The 16,868-nt window shown below is 53.3% G+C and carries 14 protein-coding genes; 4 read left to right on the top strand and 10 right to left on the bottom strand.

The features are described from left to right. Positions 1-67: 67 nt before the first annotated feature. The 6 genes from nuoF to lrhA all read right to left on the bottom strand — a co-directional run bounded on the left by nuoF (position 68) and on the right by lrhA (position 6,511). Positions 68-1,405 carry an NADH-quinone oxidoreductase subunit NuoF gene (nuoF, locus tag MY052_RS07560; protein ID WP_115073851.1) on the bottom strand — a complete coding sequence of 446 codons (1,338 nt, stop codon included), beginning with the start codon at positions 1,403-1,405 and terminating at the stop codon, positions 68-70. Further along, entirely contained in the window at positions 1,405-1,905 is a 501-nt protein-coding gene (gene nuoE, locus MY052_RS07555; RefSeq protein ID WP_035892483.1) for an NADH-quinone oxidoreductase subunit NuoE, read from the bottom strand. Before nuoE ends, nuoF begins: the two co-directional genes overlap by 1 nt. 2 nt (positions 1,906-1,907) lie before the next feature. Then, positions 1,908-3,713, bottom strand: coding sequence for an NADH-quinone oxidoreductase subunit C/D (nuoC, locus tag MY052_RS07550; RefSeq protein WP_115073849.1), 1,806 nt, complete (start codon positions 3,711-3,713; stop codon positions 1,908-1,910). Positions 3,714-3,806: 93 nt separating this feature from the next. Then, positions 3,807-4,481: an NADH-quinone oxidoreductase subunit NuoB gene (gene nuoB, locus MY052_RS07545; RefSeq protein ID WP_002913178.1), complete on the bottom strand. Its 675-nt coding sequence runs from the start codon at positions 4,479-4,481 to the stop codon at positions 3,807-3,809. Positions 4,482-4,496: 15 nt separating this feature from the next. After that, positions 4,497-4,943 (bottom strand): NADH-quinone oxidoreductase subunit NuoA, encoded by a 447-nt coding sequence (gene nuoA / locus MY052_RS07540; RefSeq protein ID WP_123650146.1) that lies wholly within the window; start codon positions 4,941-4,943, stop codon positions 4,497-4,499. A gap of 626 nt (positions 4,944-5,569) precedes the next feature. Then, positions 5,570-6,511: a transcriptional regulator LrhA gene (gene lrhA / locus MY052_RS07535; RefSeq protein ID WP_248538476.1), complete on the bottom strand. Its 942-nt coding sequence runs from the start codon at positions 6,509-6,511 to the stop codon at positions 5,570-5,572. 908 nt (positions 6,512-7,419) lie between these two features. Between lrhA and alaA the strand changes: the two genes are divergently transcribed. Together alaA and yfbR are read left to right on the top strand one after the other, a co-directional pair. Further along, on the top strand, positions 7,420-8,637 hold the full coding sequence (gene alaA, locus MY052_RS07530) for an alanine transaminase AlaA (protein ID WP_035892486.1): 1,218 nt from the start codon (positions 7,420-7,422) through the stop codon (positions 8,635-8,637). 84 nt (positions 8,638-8,721) lie between these two features. Then, complete coding sequence (gene yfbR / locus MY052_RS07525) at positions 8,722-9,321, top strand: 5'-deoxynucleotidase (protein ID WP_035892488.1); 600 nt, start codon at positions 8,722-8,724, stop codon at positions 9,319-9,321. Between the two features lie 72 nt (positions 9,322-9,393). Here the strand turns inward: yfbR and MY052_RS07520 are convergent, their stop codons facing one another. From MY052_RS07520 to yfbV, 4 genes are all read right to left on the bottom strand, one after another. Further along, entirely contained in the window at positions 9,394-11,226 is a 1,833-nt protein-coding gene (locus tag MY052_RS07520; protein WP_123650148.1) for an SLC13 family permease, read from the bottom strand. A 101-nt stretch (positions 11,227-11,327) separates the two neighbouring features. Continuing rightward, positions 11,328-12,005 carry a sugar phosphatase gene (locus tag MY052_RS07515; RefSeq protein ID WP_270502662.1) on the bottom strand — a complete coding sequence of 226 codons (678 nt, stop codon included), beginning with the start codon at positions 12,003-12,005 and terminating at the stop codon, positions 11,328-11,330. Beyond that, positions 11,998-12,492: a YfbU family protein gene (locus MY052_RS07510; RefSeq protein WP_248538475.1), complete on the bottom strand. Its 495-nt coding sequence runs from the start codon at positions 12,490-12,492 to the stop codon at positions 11,998-12,000. The genes MY052_RS07515 and MY052_RS07510 overlap by 8 nt, the downstream gene beginning before the upstream one ends. Before the next feature lie 81 nt (positions 12,493-12,573). Then, positions 12,574-13,029, bottom strand: a complete 456-nt coding sequence (gene yfbV / locus MY052_RS07505; protein WP_115073846.1) for a terminus macrodomain insulation protein YfbV — start codon at positions 13,027-13,029, stop codon at positions 12,574-12,576. Positions 13,030-13,364: 335 nt separating this feature from the next. Here yfbV and ackA point away from each other — a divergent pair, with 335 nt between their 5' ends. Further along, complete coding sequence (ackA, locus tag MY052_RS07500) at positions 13,365-14,567, top strand: acetate kinase (RefSeq protein ID WP_035892493.1); 1,203 nt, start codon at positions 13,365-13,367, stop codon at positions 14,565-14,567. Between the two features lie 76 nt (positions 14,568-14,643). After that, the gene (pta, locus tag MY052_RS07495) at positions 14,644-16,791 is read left to right on the top strand and encodes a phosphate acetyltransferase (protein WP_035892496.1); all 2,148 of its coding nucleotides are present in this window, start codon (positions 14,644-14,646) and stop codon (positions 16,789-16,791) included. The last annotated feature ends 77 nt before the right edge of the window (positions 16,792-16,868 follow it).

Below are 16,868 nucleotides of genomic sequence, written 5' to 3'. Positions count from 1 at the left end.
AAAAAATCGTTACCACTTCTTCATTCAGGCTGCCTCTGCGTTGGCTGCCTGAATGAGTTTGTGGGAATCACCAGCGCGTCTTTAGCAGGTTCGGCTGAATCCCGTTAATTGCATGGGTGTTGCTGAACTGCTGCTTGATGCCTGCTTCGAATTCTTCGCGGAAATATTTAATGGCGCTCTGCAGCGGCTCAACCGCACCAGGCGCATGCGCGCAGAAGGTTTTACCCGGCCCTAAGAATCGACACAGTTGCTCAAGTGTCTCGATGTCGCCAGGCTGGCCTTCACCGCGCTCAAGGGCGCGCAGAATTTTGACGCTCCACGGCAAGCCGTCGCGGCATGGCGTACACCAACCGCAGGACTCACGGGCGAAGAACTCTTCCAGGTTACGCACCAGCGGTACCATACCGATCTCGTGGTCGACGGCCATCGCTAGCGCCGTACCCAGACGGCTGCCCGCTTTACCGATGCTTTCAAATTCCATCGGCAGGTCAAGGTGCGATTCGGTCAGGAAGTCAGTCCCTGCGCCGCCCGGCTGCCAGGCCTTAAATTTCAGGCCATCACGCATGCCACCAGCGTAGTCTTCAAGGATTTCACGCGCGGTGGTGCCAAACGGCAGTTCCCAGACGCCCGGGTTTTTCACGCGCCCGGAGAAGCCCATCAGCTTGGTGCCGGCATCTTTACTGGTGGAGATGTTCTGATACCACTCAACGCCGTTGGCCAGAATAGCCGGGACGTTACAAAGGGTTTCCACGTTGTTGACGCAGGTCGGTTTACCCCAAACGCCTGAGCTCGCCGGGAACGGCGGCTTGGAACGTGGGTTAGCACGACGGCCTTCAAGGGAGTTAATCAGCGCGGTTTCTTCACCGCAGATGTAACGCCCAGCCCCGGTGTGCACGAACAGCTCGAAGTCAAAACCGGTGCCGAGAATGTTTTTCCCGAGCAGGCCCGCTTCGGTAGCTTCCGCAATGGCGCGGCGCAGGTGCTGTGCGGCTTCAATGTATTCACCGCGCAGGAAGATGTACCCGCGATACGCTTTCAGGGCGAACGCGGAGATCAGCATGCCTTCCACCAGCAGGTGCGGCAGCTGTTCCATCAGCAGGCGGTCTTTATAGGTGCCCGGCTCCATTTCATCGGCGTTACACAGCAGGTAACGGATGTTCATGGATTCGTCTTTCGGCATCAGGCTCCACTTCAGACCGGTGGAAAAGCCCGCGCCGCCGCGCCCTTTCAGGCCAGCGTCTTTCACCTGGTTGACGATTTCGTCCGGGGCCATCCCGGAGAGCGCTTTGCGCGCACCGGCATAACCATTTTTCGCCTGATACTCTTCCAACCACACCGGCTGCTTGTCGTCGCGAAGACGCCAGGTCAGCGGATGGGTTTCGGGAGTCAGAATAATATTTTTCATTATTTATACTGCTCCAGCAGGTCAGGAATGGCTTCCGGCGTCAGATGGCTGTGAGTGTCCTCATCAATCATCATGGTCGGCCCCTTGTCGCAGTTGCCCAGGCAGCAGGTCGGCAGCAGAGTGAAGCGACCATCAAAGGTGGTTTGACCCGGTTTGATGTCGAGCTTCTTCTCAATCGCGGCCTGAATGCCCTGATAGCCGGTGATATGACACACCACGCTGTCGCAGTAGCGAATCACGTGACGGCCAACCGGCTGGCGGAAAATCTGGCTGTAGAAGGTGGCGACACCTTCTACGTCACTCGCCGGAATATCCAGCACTTCGGCTATCGCGTAAATCGCACCGTCCGGCACCCAGCCACGCTGTTTCTGAACGATCTTCAGCGCTTCGATGGACGCCGCACGCGGGTCTTCGTAGTGGTGCTTCTCGTGCTCAATAGCTTCACGCTCTGCCGCACTCAGCTCAAAAGCCTCGGTTTGTGGTTGTTGATTCTCGTGCATAATTAGCGGTCCACGTCTGACATAACAAAATCAATACTACCCAGATAGACGATAAGGTCTGATACCAGACTGCCACGGATCGCCGACGGAATCTGCTGCAGGTGCGCATAGCTCGGCGTACGGATACGGGTGCGGTAGCTCATGGTGCTGCCGTCGCTGGTCAGGTAGTAACTGTTAATCCCCTTGGTCGCTTCCACCATCTGGAAGGATTCCTGTGCTGGCATAACCGGGCCCCAGGAAACCTGCAGGAAGTGGGTGATCAGGGTTTCAATGTGCTGCAGCGTGCGCTCTTTCGGCGGCGGCGTGGTCAGCGGGTGATCCGCCTTGAACGGGCCTTCCGGCATGTTGTCGAGACACTGCTGAAGAATACGCAGGCTCTGGCGCAGCTCTTCCACTTTCAGCATCACGCGGGTGTAGCAGTCAGAAACGCCACCGCCGGTCGGGATTTCGAAGTCGAAGTTTTCATAGCCAGAATAGGGACGCCATTTACGCACGTCGAAGCCGATACCGGTGGCACGCAGGCCAGCACCGGTGGTGCCCCACTCCAGCGCTTCTTTCGCGGTATAAGCAGCAACGCCGACGGAGCGGCCTTTCAGAATGGTGTTACGCAGCGCGGCTTTCTCGTAGGAGTCCAGACGCTTCGGCATCCACTCAAGGAATTCACGCAGCAGACGATCCCAGCCGCGAGGCAGGTCGTGCGCCACGCCGCCGATGCGGAACCAGGCTGGGTGCATACGGAAACCGGTAATCGCTTCTACCAGGTCATAGATTTTCTGACGGTCGGTAAAGGCGAAGAAGACCGGGGTCATCGCGCCGACGTCCTGAATAAACGTCGAGATGTACAGCAGGTGGCTGTTGATGCGGAACAGTTCGGAGAGCATCACGCGAATCACGTTCACGCGGTCCGGTGTGGTAATACCCGCCAGCTTCTCTACCGCCAGCACGTACGGCATTTCGTTCACGCAGCCGCCGAGGTACTCGATACGGTCGGTGTACGGAATGTAGCTGTGCCAGGACTGACGCTCGCCCATCTTCTCGGCACCACGGTGGTGATAGCCGATGTCCGGTACGCAGTCGACAATCTCTTCGCCATCAAGCTGCAGGATAATACGGAATGCACCGTGCGCAGACGGGTGGTTCGGGCCGAGGTTGAGGAACATGAAGTCCTCGTTTTCAGTCCCGCGCTTCATGCCCCACTCTTCCGGTTTGAAGGTCAGCGCTTCCATTTCCAGATCCTGCTTGGCTTTGGTCAGCTCAAACGGGTCGAATTCGGTGGCGCGCGCCGGGTAGTCTTTGCGCAGCGGATGGCCTTCCCAGGTCGGCGGCATCATGATGCGACGCAGATTCGGGTGGCCGTTAAAGGTAATGCCAAACATTTCCCAGGTTTCACGCTCATACCAGTTGGCGTTCGGGAAAAGTTTGGTGATTGTTGCGACGTTCAGGTCGTTTTCAGACAATGCCACCTTGAGCATGATATCGCGATTGCGGTCTATTGAGATCAGGTGGTAGAAAACGGAAAAGTCCGCGGCAGGTAAACCTTCGCGGTGCGTACGCAGACGTTCGTCCATGCCGTGGAGATCGAAAAGCATGACGTAAGGCTTTGGCAACCTCTTCAGGAAGTCGACAATTTCGAGCAGCTGTTCGCGCTTAACCCAAACAACGGGTATCCCGGTGCGAGTGGCCTGAACGGTAAAAGCATCCGGCCCAAAACGGTTGCGCAACTCGCCGATGACCGGATCATCAAGGTGATCGCGGGTTTGCCATGCGGCTGCGTCTTGCGCGGTTAAATCGGTCATATTGTTCACCATTGCAAAAGGTCCGTGGTGACTGCCGGGGTGGCCTTCGCGCTGTTGTATATTGATTTGCGAAGTCGAAAAGATGCCACCGCCCGCAGGCGCAAATTAAATCTCGTCCGGCGTCCGAAGATTCGTCACAGCAATACGTTCGCCGCGTTTACGCTCGCGTTCCGACTGCATGTTGGCGCGGTAAACGCCCTGATCGCCAACGACCCACGACAGTGGGCGACGTTCTTTACCAATGGATTCCTGCAGCAGCATCAGCGCCTGCATGTAAGCTTCCGGGCGCGGAGGGCAGCCTGGAATGTACACGTCGACAGGAATGAATTTATCCACGCCCTGCACGACGGAGTAGATATCGTACATGCCGCCGGAGTTGGCACAGGCGCCCATTGAGATAACCCATTTCGGTTCCAGCATCTGGTCGTACAGTCGCTGAATAACCGGAGCCATCTTGGTGAAGCAGGTACCGGCAACCACCATCAGGTCAGCCTGACGTGGGGACGCACGCAGTACTTCCGCACCAAAACGCGCAACGTCATGCACCGCAGTGAATGACGTCACCATTTCAACGTAGCAGCAAGAAAGGCCGAAGTTGTAAGGCCAGATTGAGTTCTTACGGCCCCAGTTGACCATGTCGTGAAGCGCGTGTTCGAGTTTCCCCATGTACACGCTTTTGTTCACCTCCTGCTCCAGGGGATCGGTAACAATCTCCTGTTTTTGCAGGGGATAACGGTCGTTCTCACCGTTAGGATCTATGCGGGTGAGCGTATAATCCATCTTATTGCCTCGCTTTTACTGCGTATTACGGTTAGTGACGCTGTCGGTTTCTGGGTTAGCCAGCGTGCGGCGAGAACGCGCAGGCGTCCAATCAAGCGCGCCAATGCGAACGAGGTAAACCAGACCGGCCAGCAGCACAAATATGAAAATGGCGGCCTCGATAAAGCCAACCCAACCGCTTTCGCGAATGGACGTTGACCAGGCGTAGAGGTAAAGCGCTTCCACGTCGAAGATGACGAAGAACATGGCGACCAGATAGAACTTCGCCGACAGACGCAAACGTGCGGAGCCAACGGAGTCGATACCCGATTCAAACGGAGTGTTTTTGCTTCTTGCGCGTGCGCGACCACCCAAGTACCAACCGCCGATTAACATCAGGCAGCACAGGCCAATGGCAATGATCAGAAAGATAGCGAATGCCCAATGATGGGCGATGATTTCAGTGGATGTTGACATACACAAAGCTTTACCAAATAGGTAGCATTACCACCTCTGCTCTTACCGGCAGATGGACGCTACATCGATTCATGGGGAGGATTAAAAAACCTACAAACAGCCCAATTCGAAACATAGACCGCAAAATGTTGAGGTTTTTTACTCCTTTCTATAACCTTTTGTCAACTTTAACAAAAGTTTCCTCACATTAATTTACATCAAAAGCATTTCATTAACATTACGTGCCCTTTGATTTGATTCAGCTCAATAGACCCTGCGGTTTACCTGTTGTTGAATCGTGTCCGTTTTGTAGCAATGACAAGAATTACCCTTCTATTTTGACAGGATTTACTAATGATTCCTCCCCCCAATGAGGAGTATTTTCTTGATCTAAGACACGCTTTTGTTAATTCGCCCCGAAAAACGGCAACAATCTATCCGTTTTTTTAACATTAGCAGGAGATAAGACTTTAGGTATGATGATAGGATAACTGAGGGTAAAAATATTTCTAATTACATGATTACTCTCACATTATTAGCTTTATTTTTAAACCACCTACGCAGAAGTACGAAAAAAGAACCGCAAACACGCTTTTCATCGTCTACGATTCTTTTTTACATTTACATTTTGTTACTACATTTCAAGCGAGTTGTTAATCCAAATCCCTTTCATGTATGAGGGAATTATCTCCCCCTTCAGGGGTATAACTCCCACCGTTCGGCCAGGGTTCGTACCGCTGCTCCTGGGACTGGAAAATCATCTGCGCCAGCTCGTTTTCACTGGCTACGTTGTAGCTCAGCATATACTCGGTCTCCGGCAGATCGGGCATGCCCTCACCTTTGCCAAGCGCACGCAGATCCGGGCTCATCATTTCAGCCGGTCGGCCGGTGACGCCCAACCCCGCTTTGACCGCCGCGCGAACGGCTGAAAGCGTTGAAGCGACATACGCCAGTCGCCACGCAATGCCGGCGGCATCCAGGGTCTTAATAATCATATCGCGGAACGGACTAGGATCATCCAGCAGTACCAACGGTACCGGCTCTTCCTGGCGCAACGTAAATTCTGCCGCACAGTACCAAAGCGTAGGCGAGGTACGCAGAATCGTCGACTCGAAGCCTTCCAATGGATGAGTCGTCAGCGCCAGATCGATCTCTTTATTGCCTAGCATACTGGCCATCTCGCCATGCCGTTTGACTCGTACGTCAAGCGCCAGCTTCGGATAGGCCGAACTGATGCGGTTTAACAGGAACGGCAAGATGGTATCGGCAGATTCATCAGACGACCCTAAAGTCAGCTGTCCCTGAAGAGAGCTAAACATTAACGATGTGCATGCTTCATCGTTGAAACGCAGGATTTTACGCGCGTAGCCCAGCAGTTGGATGCCATGTTCGGTAAGCAGTTTGTTACGCCCATGACGGGCAAACAGTTCCTTACCCACCAACTGCTCCAGACGCTGCATTTGCTGGCTTACGGCGGATTGGGTACGGCAAACTGCCGCCGCCGCCGCTGCGAAAGTGCTTAGGTCGGCTACAGCAACAAAGGTTCTCAGCAGATCGAGATCGAGATTCAGTATCGGACGATTGGCATTTATCATATTAATCCACTTACAGGTTCGGGGACCGACCTGCCTTATTGATGCTGCACTCAAAAGTTCAGGCAAATCCTTTTAAATCATCTTTCACCAATCATTGACGAATGACTGCCTGATGAGTGTCAGTATTAAATTTTCTGTTACTACCGTGAGCAACAGTTCCTTTTGCAATATATCCTTCGACCCAGAGGCTAATAATCCTTTTCACCCTGATAACCGTCTCGCGTAAGAAGTTGTAGGTAGCGACATCGCGATAATGCTTCAGAGAGAAAACAGGATTTATAAAGGAAGCCAATAAATCCAATGAATAACATCAAGTTATGATATCAATCTTGATAATCATCAACAAAAACTGCTAATGGGAGTCTGACGCTCTTTTCCATATTAACTGAAAACCATAGAATTTATAAGCCTAAATAAGATCTATCTCAATAACGAAAAAGGTTTAGAATCAAAACAATTTAAGAAAACTAACAAATCACCGGCATTACTTTTCAAAATATAAGAAAATATTAATATTGATCATAAGCCATCCTTAACATCAACTTCACAAAAATGAGTATCATCTCTAATCCTTATTCGTCATTATTTAATTAAAAATTAAAAATGTTGAAGAATGCTTAAAGTATATCCAGCAATATTAGCACCTAAGCTAAACCATTTTCTTTTTAACAGCGATAAAAGCTGCACATTGCCACAGCAGCAGTGATTTAATCTATTAAACAATAAATTAACAAAACATCACGCAACGATAGTCACCAAAGAGTGGCGAAAAAGAATGTACCAACAACGAAGGATGCACGAAATCTTCTACTGTTAACCCTTCAAAACCACGGGGATGCGGAGTACATTGTTCCGTGCTGACTTCCACGGCAGGGAGTGGCAATAACAGCTAAAAAGGTTAAAGGTTCATGTCTCCGATTGAAAAATCCAGCAAGTTAGACAACGTTTGTTACGACATTCGTGGCCCGGTTCTTAAAGAGGCAAAACGCCTTGAAGAAGAAGGCAATAAAGTTCTCAAACTTAACATCGGTAACCCAGCACCTTTCGGGTTTGACGCGCCGGATGAGATTCTGGTCGACGTGATCCGCAACCTGCCTACCGCACAGGGTTACTGCGACTCCAAAGGGCTGTACTCCGCCCGTAAAGCCATTATGCAGCACTACCAGGCACGCGGCATGCGCGACGTGACGGTAGAAGATATTTACATCGGCAACGGCGTATCTGAGCTTATCGTCCAGGCGATGCAGGCACTGCTGAATAGCGGTGACGAAATGCTGGTTCCCGCACCGGATTATCCTCTGTGGACGGCAGCGGTATCCCTCTCCAGCGGCAAAGCGGTGCACTACCTGTGCGATGAATCCGCCGACTGGTTCCCGGACTTAGACGATATTCGCGCCAAAATTACCCCACGTACCCGCGGGATTGTCATCATTAACCCGAACAACCCAACCGGCGCAGTGTATTCCAAAGAGCTGCTGCTGGAGATTGTTGAGATCGCCCGCGAGCACAACCTGATAATCTTCGCCGATGAAATCTACGACAAGATCCTCTACGACGAAGCCCAGCATCATTCGATCGCGGCGTTAGCGCCGGATCTGCTGACCATTACCTTTAACGGTTTGTCCAAAACCTACCGTGTCGCCGGTTTCCGTCAGGGCTGGATGGTGCTGAACGGGCCTAAAAAACATGCTAAAGGCTATATTGAAGGACTGGAAATGCTGGCGTCCATGCGTCTGTGCGCCAACGTCCCGGCACAGCACGCTATTCAGACTGCGTTAGGTGGCTATCAGAGCATTAGCGAATTCATCATGCCGGGCGGTCGTCTGTACGAGCAGCGCAACCGTGCGTGGGAGCTTATCAATGAAATCCCTGGCGTCTCCTGCGTGAAACCAAAGGGTGCGTTGTATATGTTCCCGAAAATTGATGCTAAACGTTTTAACATTCATGACGATCAGCGCATGGTGCTGGACTTCCTGCTACAGGAAAAAGTACTGCTGGTTCAAGGTACCGCCTTTAACTGGCCGTGGCCGGATCACGTGCGTATCGTGACCCTGCCGCGCGAAGACGATCTGGAAATGGCGATTACCCGCTTTGGCCGCTTCCTGTCTGGCTACCATCAGCTTTAACGCGGCTCATGACCGCCGGAATTTGCATCCGGCGGTCATCTCTGCGCACAATGCCTTTACTGTTGTTAACGCGTAAGGGTTGTTATGAATCAGAGTCATTTTTTTGCCCACCTCTCCCGCCTCAAGTTAATCAACCGCTGGCCGCTGATGCGCAATGTGCGCACCGAAAACGTCTCTGAACACAGTCTGCAGGTTGCCATGGTCGCCCATGCCCTCGCGGCGATTAAAAACCGTAAATTCAATGGTCAGGTTAATGCCGAACGCATTGCGCTGCTGGCGATGTATCACGACGCCTCTGAGGTGTTAACCGGCGATCTGCCTACCCCGGTAAAGTATTTCAATTCGCAGATTGCGCAGGAATACAAAGCCATCGAGAAGATCGCCCAGCAGAAGCTTATCGATATGGTGCCGGAAGAGCTGCACGATATTTTTGCGCCGCTTATCGACGAGCATCAGAGCAGCGATGAAGAAAAAGCGATTGTGAAACAGGCTGACGCGCTGTGCGCTTATCTGAAGTGTCTGGAGGAATTGTCGGCGGGAAACAACGAATTCCTGCTGGCGAAAGGCCGTCTGGAGAAGACGCTGGCATCACGCCGCAGCGAGGAGATGGACTACTTTATGGCGGTGTTTGTGCCGAGCTTCCATCTTTCGCTCGATGAAATAAGCCAGGATTCACCGCTGTAATTGTCTACGTTCCCGGCGTCGCTGCGCTCGACCGGGCTACCTTCAACTTGTAGCCCGGCCCGCCGGTGAGCCTCAGAACGGGAACAAAATCGGAATCAGCACCACGCAGACAATCATCACCAGCACGGTAAACGGCACGCCGATTTTGACGAAATCGCTGAAGCTGTATTTCCCCGGCCCCAGCACCAGCGTATTCACCGGAGAGGAAACCGGCGTCATAAACGCCGCGGATGCGGCCATCGCGACCACCATCGCAAACGGATAGGGCGACACGCCCATCGTTTTTGCCGTGGCCAGCGCAATAGGCGCCATCAGTACCGCCGTCGCCGTATTCGAGATAAACAGGCCAATCGCCGCGCACATCACGAACAGACAACCGAGCATCAGATAAGGCCCCTGCCCGCCGCCGATATCCATCAGCCCTTTCACAATCAGATCCACACCGCCGGTTTTTTGCAGCGCGAGGGCGAACGGCATCATGCCGACAATCAAAATAATGCTCGGCCAATGAATCGATTTGTAGGCGCTCTGGGCATCAATACAGCGGAATTTCCCCATCAGCAGGCAGGCAATGATCGCCGCAATGGGGTTGGGAATTTCATCGGTCAGCATCAGCGCGACCATCAGGACCAGGCAGAAGATCGCGTGAGGTGCCTGGCTGTGAGCCGGGGAAGCATCGCTCACCTCGATGGGAAGATTCAGCACCACGAAGTCGCGGCCGTTTTGCCCCAGTTGGCTAATTAATTTCCAGTTGCCCACCACCAGCACGATATCACCCAGCTGCAATGGCTCATCAACTACCGAGCCGTCCAGCGCCTCGCCGTCGCGTTTCATGCCGACCACGTTCAGGCCATAGCGGGTACGGAAGCCCATTTCACGCACGGTTTTCCCCAGCAGCTCCGATTCCGGGATAAGCGATACTTCCGCCATGCCGACATCAAGCGCCTGGTCAGAGAAGTATTCACCGCGCAGCACCATTGGCTCCAGCAGCTGCTCGCTGCAGAACTGGCGCAGGTCAATTTCCGCGGCGGACATATCAATCAGCAGCACGTCGCGGGCGCGAAATTCAGAGACCCCGTTCACGTTCACAATCACCCGCCGAAAACGACGCCAGCGCTCCACGCCGATAATGTTAGCGCCGTAGCGTTCACGCAGTTTCATGTCGTCCAGACGCTGGCCAATCATCGGGGAGCCGGGGCGAATAGCGAGGCGGCGCGCACGGCCGGTAAGATGATAGTCACGAATCAGATCGCGGAAAGTACTACGCTTGCGGCCATCGCGCGTCAGGTTGCCTTCATCGCCTTTAAGCATAAAGCGCATCACCAGCATATAGAGAACGCCGAGCACCAATACCACCAAACCTATTGGCGTGACACTGAAGAAGCTAAACCCCTCCAGCCCTTCGCGGATAAGCTCACTGTTGATAACCAGGTTGGGCGGTGTAGCCACAAGCGTCATCATGCCGCTAATCAGCCCGGCAAAGCTGAGCGGCATCATCAGACGTGATGGCGAAATATTCATGCGCGCCGAGACGCTAAGCACCACCGGGATAAAAATTGCCACGACCCCCGTCGAGCTCATGAATGCGCCAAGCCCGGCCACAGTCAGCATCAGGAAGACCAGCATTTTGGTTTCACTGCTGCCTGCCGCCTGTACCAGCCAGGACCCCATGTTGGTTGCCACGCCGGTTCGCACCAGCCCATCGCCAATGATAAACAGTGCGGCAATCAGAATGACGTTAGGATCGCTGAAGCCAGAAAAAGCTTCACTCAGCGTGAGCGTACCACTAAGAACAAAAGCGACAATAATGCCCAAAGCAATCGCATCCATGCGTACTTTGCCGGTGGCAAACAGCACAACCGCAATCGCTAACAGACAGAGCACCCAAATCAGTTCACCGTTCACAACATTTCCTTGTCATCAGATAATCGGTAAGGTTTTCAACTATAAGGCGTTGACCATAGTGACAGAAAAAAGCCCCAACGGTGTGGGGCTAAATCATAAGATCATGCATTCTGCGTGACGTTGATGGTGCCATCCGGCAGTTTCTCAACGCGTAACGTCGCAAGCGTAGAGAGCACAAAATCAACTTCGCGCAGTTCAGGCGTTTCCGGTGGCACGTTGACGGCCGCCACATGACAACCGGCCGCCAGACCCGACTGCACGCCAGCCTGCGCATCTTCAACCACCAGACAATCCCGTGCAGCGATACCCAACAGCTCAGCGCCTAAAAGATAAGCATCCGGCTGCGGTTTACCGCGCTTGACCTGTTCGGCGGTAACAAACACTGCCGGTTGCGGCAGACCCGCCGCGCGGTGACGCGCATGGGCTACTGGAATAGAGCCCGAGGTGACAATCGCCCATGGAATCGCGTTAGCTTCCAGATGTTCCAGCAGCTCAAGAGCCCCCGGCAGAGCCTGGATTCCGTCAAGGTCGGTCGCTTCAATATGCTCCAGGCGCAGAAACTCCGCCTGAATTTCCGCTTCCGACTTGCCCGGCATAAAGTGGCGCAGCGTGGTGATGGCCTGCTTACCGTGAATAAAATCCAGCACCGCCTGTGGGTCTACGCCATAGCTTTCGGCCCAGAACTGCCAGGAACGTTCCACCACCGGCAGCGAATCAACCAGCGTGCCGTCCAGATCGAACAGGAAACCTTTACACTGCACGTCGGTCTCCTTAGGCATTGATTATCTGATTGATTTCGTTGCTGCTCAGATGATACTGGCGCGGGCAGCCGTGCCAGACGTTCAGCATGCGCTGGTATTTTTCCCACATCGGGGTCTGCGCGTTGAAGCCGTGGGTGCCCGCATCGAAGTGGGTATAACGACCTTCAACGTTGACCATAAAGCGCACATAGCCGAGGAAACGCGCTTCGGTAGCCGCATCAAAGCCGAGGAAGGTGACGCGGCGTTCATCGATGGTATCGGCGTCTTTCAGGTTGGTCCAGGAGACGTGCAGCGCGTGGTACATCTCCATGATGTCGATAACAATACGACAGGTCTCTTCTTTGAGCTCCCCAAATTCCCTGTCCAGTTCACGCATCTGCAAACCATAACCACGTTCGATAATGGTCTGCAAGCGGCGGTAGCGCTCAGCGTTGTCGGGATCAAGCATAGTCATCATCTTGTACTGATTAGACAAAATCAGACGTTGAGCATGGGTCATTTCCATTCTTCGACTCCTGTTGCGCTTTGCAGCATAAAAAAAGACACAATGTTTGTGTCTTCTTTTATATGCGTTTTTCGCCCTCAATTACAAATCATCGAGGAAAGTTTTATCCAGTTGTTTGAAGGCGCGCTTAAGCGTGTCAGCTAGCGCCTGATAATCCGGCTTGCCTTCAACCGGCGCCAGCGCCTGCCCCGCCTCCTGCAGCTTGCCACGCACTTCATAAAACCACTGTAATATAGAAGGAGGCAACGGCGTGACAGAACGTTTACCCAACCACCACAGCCCCTGCATCGGCAGGCTAAGCGCAAATAACGCGGTGGCGACCGCCGGGCCAAGCTGCCCACCAAGGGCGATTTGCCAGCACAGCGTAAAAATGGCCAGCGGCGGCATCAGCCGGATGGCATGGCGCGTTGCGCGGATCACGCGGTTTTCAACAAACACCGGCGCGAGACGTTTTTCCAGCGGCCACGTCTTTGCATAATACTGCCCACGGCTAAACAAACTGAAGAAACTAACCGGGCGTTGCTCGGGTGTCGACATGGCTTACCTCAACTTCACATATAAAAATTAAAATATTTTTTAAAACAACAACTGAGTATGACATCGTTCAAAAAATTTTGGCATACACCCTGCAATCGGGTATCCTGTGCCAGCCTGAGATAGCGCGATCCTATACGCTCCGGCATATCAAATTATCGCATATTCTGCCATTGGCGGAAAATTATGCAAAATGACTTAGAATCAATATGTATTTCTTAGATCATGCCTGAAAAGTGTTCTGGGCATGATGTTAATCATAAATGTCGATGTCATCCTGCGCTACGCTTATGACTCTTTGACGTTTTTTTAGCCACGTATCATAAATAGGTACTTCCATGTCGAGTAAGTTAGTACTGGTTCTGAACTGCGGTAGCTCCTCCCTGAAATTTGCCATCATTGATGCAGTGAACGGTGAAGAATACCTCTCTGGTTTAGCCGAATGTTTCCATCTTCCAGAAGCACGTATCAAGTGGAAAATGGATGGCGGTAAACAAGAGGCCGCTTTAGGTGCAGGCGCCGCTCACAGTGAAGCGCTGAACTTCATCGTTAATACTATTCTGGCACAAAAACCAGAACTGTCCGCTCAGCTGACCGCAATCGGCCACCGTATCGTACACGGCGGCGAGAAGTACACCAGCTCCGTTGTGATCGACGATTCCGTTATCCAGGGTATCAAAGACTCTGCGTCCTTCGCACCGCTGCACAACCCGGCTCACCTGATCGGTATCGCTGAAGCGCTGAAATCCTTCCCTAACCTGAAAGACAAGAACGTTGCTGTGTTCGACACCGCGTTCCATCAGACCATGCCGGAAGAATCTTACCTTTATGCTCTGCCGTACAGCCTGTACAAAGAGCACGGCGTACGTCGCTACGGCGCACACGGCACCAGCCACTTCTATGTGACTCAGGAAGCCGCTAAAGTACTGAACAAGCCGGTTGAAGAAGTGAACATCATCACTTGTCACCTTGGCAACGGCGGTTCTGTATCTGCTATCCGTAACGGTAAATGCGTTGATACCTCCATGGGTCTGACCCCGCTGGAAGGCCTGGTAATGGGTACTCGCTCTGGCGACATCGACCCGGCAATCATTTTCCACCTGCATGACACTCTGGGCATGAGCATCGACCAGATCAACAAGATGCTGACCAAAGAGTCCGGCCTGCTGGGTCTGACCGAAGTGACCAGCGACTGTCGTTATGTAGAAGACAACTACAAAGAAAAAGCTGACGCTAAACGTGCAATGGACGTTTACTGCCACCGTCTGGCGAAATACATCGGTTCTTACACTGCACTGATGGAAGGTCGTCTGGACGCGGTTATCTTCACCGGTGGTATCGGTGAAAACGCCGCAATGGTTCGCGAACTGTCCCTGGGCAAACTGGGCGTTCTGGGCTTCGAAGTTGATCACGAACGTAACCTGGCTGCCCGTTTCGGCAAGTCTGGCTTCATCAACAAAGAAGGCACCCGTCCTGCCATCGTTATCCCGACCAACGAAGAACTGGTCATCGCACAAGACGCGAGCCGTCTGACTGCCTAATATCACACCGCCAGCCTAGCTGGCGGTGCTGTTTTGTATCCCGCCTGAAACTGGCGGTAACGAAAGAGGATAAACCGTGTCCCGTATCATTATGCTGATCCCTACCGGAACCAGCGTCGGCCTGACCAGCGTCAGCCTTGGCGTTATCCGTGCTATGGAACGCAAAGGCGTTCGTCTGAGCGTCTTTAAGCCAATCGCTCAGCCGCGCACCGGTGGCGATGCACCTGACCAGACGACCACTATCGTTCGCGCTAACTCATCTACCACTACGGCAGCTGAACCGCTGAAGATGAGTCACGTAGAAGCCCTGCTCTCCAGCAATCAGAAAGATGTGCTGATGGAAGAGATCATCGCTAACTACCACGCAAACACCAAAGATGCTGAAGTGGTTCTGGTTGAAGGCCTGGTCCCAACCCGTAAGCACCAGTTTGCTCAGTCTCTGAACTACGAAATCGCGAAAACGCTGAACGCGGAAATCGTCTTCGTCATGTCTCAGGGTACCGACACCCCAGAACAGCTGAACGAGCGCATTGAACTGACTCGCAACAGCTTCGGTGGCGCGAAAAATACCAACATCACCGGCGTTATCGTTAACAAACTGAACGCACCGGTTGATGAACAGGGCCGTACTCGCCCGGACCTGTCCGAGATCTTCGACGACTCTTCCAAAGCAAAAGTTGTTAAAATCGATGCCGATCAGCTGAAAACCACTAGCACCCTGCCTGTTCTCGGCGCGGTACCATGGAGCTTTGACCTGATCGCGACTCGTGCTATCGATATGGCACGTCACCTGAATGCGACCGTGATCAACGAAGGCGACATTAACACTCGCCGCGTGAAATCCGTCACCTTCTGCGCACGCAGCATCCCGCACATGCTGGAGCACTTCCGTGCAGGTTCTCTGCTGGTGACTTCCGCAGACCGTCCTGACGTTCTGGTTGCAGCGTGCCTCGCTGCCATGAACGGCGTGGAAATCGGTGCCCTGCTGCTGACCGGCGGCTACGAAATGGACGCGCGCATCACTAAGCTGTGCGAACGTGCATTCGAAACCGGCCTGCCGGTATTCATGGTGAACACCAACACCTGGCAGACCTCTCTGAGCCTGCAGAGCTTCAACCTGGAAGTTCCAGTTGATGACCGTGAACGCATCGAGAAAGTTCAGGAATACGTAGCGAACTTTATCAATCCAGAGTGGATCGATTCCCTGACTGCGACCTCTGAACACAGCCGTCGCCTGTCTCCACCAGCGTTCCGCTACCAGCTGACCGAGCTGGCACGTAAAGCAGGCAAACGCGTTGTTCTGCCGGAAGGCGACGAACCACGTACCGTTAAAGCGGCTGCTATCTGTGCTGAACGCGGTATTGCAACCTGCGTACTGCTGGGTAACCCAGACGAGATCACCCGTGTTGCAGCGTCTCAGGGCGTTGAACTGGGCGCTGGCGTTGAAATCGTTGACCCAGAAGTGGTTCGCGAAAGCTACGTTGCTCGCCTGGTCGAACTGCGTAAGAACAAAGGTATGACCGAAACCGTTGCCCGCGAACAGCTGGAAGACAACGTCGTTCTCGGTACCCTGATGCTGGAACAAGACGACGTTGACGGTCTGGTTTCCGGTGCGGTTCACACCACTGCGAACACCATTCGTCCACCGCTGCAGCTTATCAAAACTGCGCCGGGCAGCTCTCTGGTGTCTTCCGTGTTCTTCATGCTGCTGCCAGAACAGGTTTACGTTTACGGCGACTGCGCGATCAACCCGGATCCAACCGCAGAACAGCTGGCAGAAATCGCTATTCAGTCCGCTGAATCCGCGATTGCCTTCGGTATCGAACCGCGCGTTGCGATGCTCTCCTACTCCACCGGTACCTCTGGTGCAGGCAGCGACGTAGAGAAAGTTCGCGAAGCGACTCGTCTGGCACAGGAAAAACGTCCTGACCTGATGATCGACGGCCCGCTGCAGTACGATGCTGCCGTTATGGCTGACGTTGCGAAATCCAAAGCGCCGAACTCTCCGGTTGCAGGTCGCGCTACCGTGTTCATCTTCCCGGATCTGAACACCGGTAACACCACCTACAAAGCGGTACAGCGTTCTGCCGACCTGATCTCCATCGGGCCGATGCTGCAGGGTATGCGCAAGCCGGTGAACGACCTGTCTCGTGGTGCGCTAGTAGACGATATCGTCTACACCATCGCTCTGACCGCGATCCAGTCTTCACAGCAACAGCACTAATCCTTATTCCGCCCGTTCGCGGGCGGTTTAAAGGCAAAAAAAATCCGGAGACGGGAAGCCGCTCTGGATTTTTTGTA

This window comes from Kluyvera ascorbata, from assembly GCF_023195735.1.
Lineage (GTDB): Bacteria > Pseudomonadota > Gammaproteobacteria > Enterobacterales > Enterobacteriaceae > Kluyvera > Kluyvera ascorbata.
Note: the sequence above shows the minus strand (reverse complement) of the source record. Positions and strands in the feature narration are given on the sequence as shown.

What these genes read in the sequence shown, in the direction of transcription:
- lrhA (WP_248538476.1), bottom strand. Translation starts at nt 6,511, where the DNA reads ATGATAAATGCCAATCGTCCGATACTGAATCTCGATCTCGATCTGCTG.
- yfbR (WP_035892488.1), top strand. Translation starts at nt 8,722, where the DNA reads ATGAATCAGAGTCATTTTTTTGCCCACCTCTCCCGCCTCAAGTTAATC.
- yfbV (WP_115073846.1), bottom strand. Translation starts at nt 13,029, where the DNA reads ATGTCGACACCCGAGCAACGCCCGGTTAGTTTCTTCAGTTTGTTTAGC.
- nuoF (WP_115073851.1), bottom strand. Translation starts at nt 1,405, where the DNA reads ATGAAAAATATTATTCTGACTCCCGAAACCCATCCGCTGACCTGGCGT.
- ackA (WP_035892493.1), top strand. Translation starts at nt 13,365, where the DNA reads ATGTCGAGTAAGTTAGTACTGGTTCTGAACTGCGGTAGCTCCTCCCTG.
- alaA (WP_035892486.1), top strand. Translation starts at nt 7,420, where the DNA reads ATGTCTCCGATTGAAAAATCCAGCAAGTTAGACAACGTTTGTTACGAC.
- MY052_RS07515 (WP_270502662.1), bottom strand. Translation starts at nt 12,005, where the DNA reads ATGCCTAAGGAGACCGACGTGCAGTGTAAAGGTTTCCTGTTCGATCTG.
- nuoC (WP_115073849.1), bottom strand. Translation starts at nt 3,713, where the DNA reads ATGGTGAACAATATGACCGATTTAACCGCGCAAGACGCAGCCGCATGG.
- MY052_RS07510 (WP_248538475.1), bottom strand. Translation starts at nt 12,492, where the DNA reads ATGGAAATGACCCATGCTCAACGTCTGATTTTGTCTAATCAGTACAAG.
- nuoB (WP_002913178.1), bottom strand. Translation starts at nt 4,481, where the DNA reads ATGGATTATACGCTCACCCGCATAGATCCTAACGGTGAGAACGACCGT.
- nuoE (WP_035892483.1), bottom strand. Translation starts at nt 1,905, where the DNA reads ATGCACGAGAATCAACAACCACAAACCGAGGCTTTTGAGCTGAGTGCG.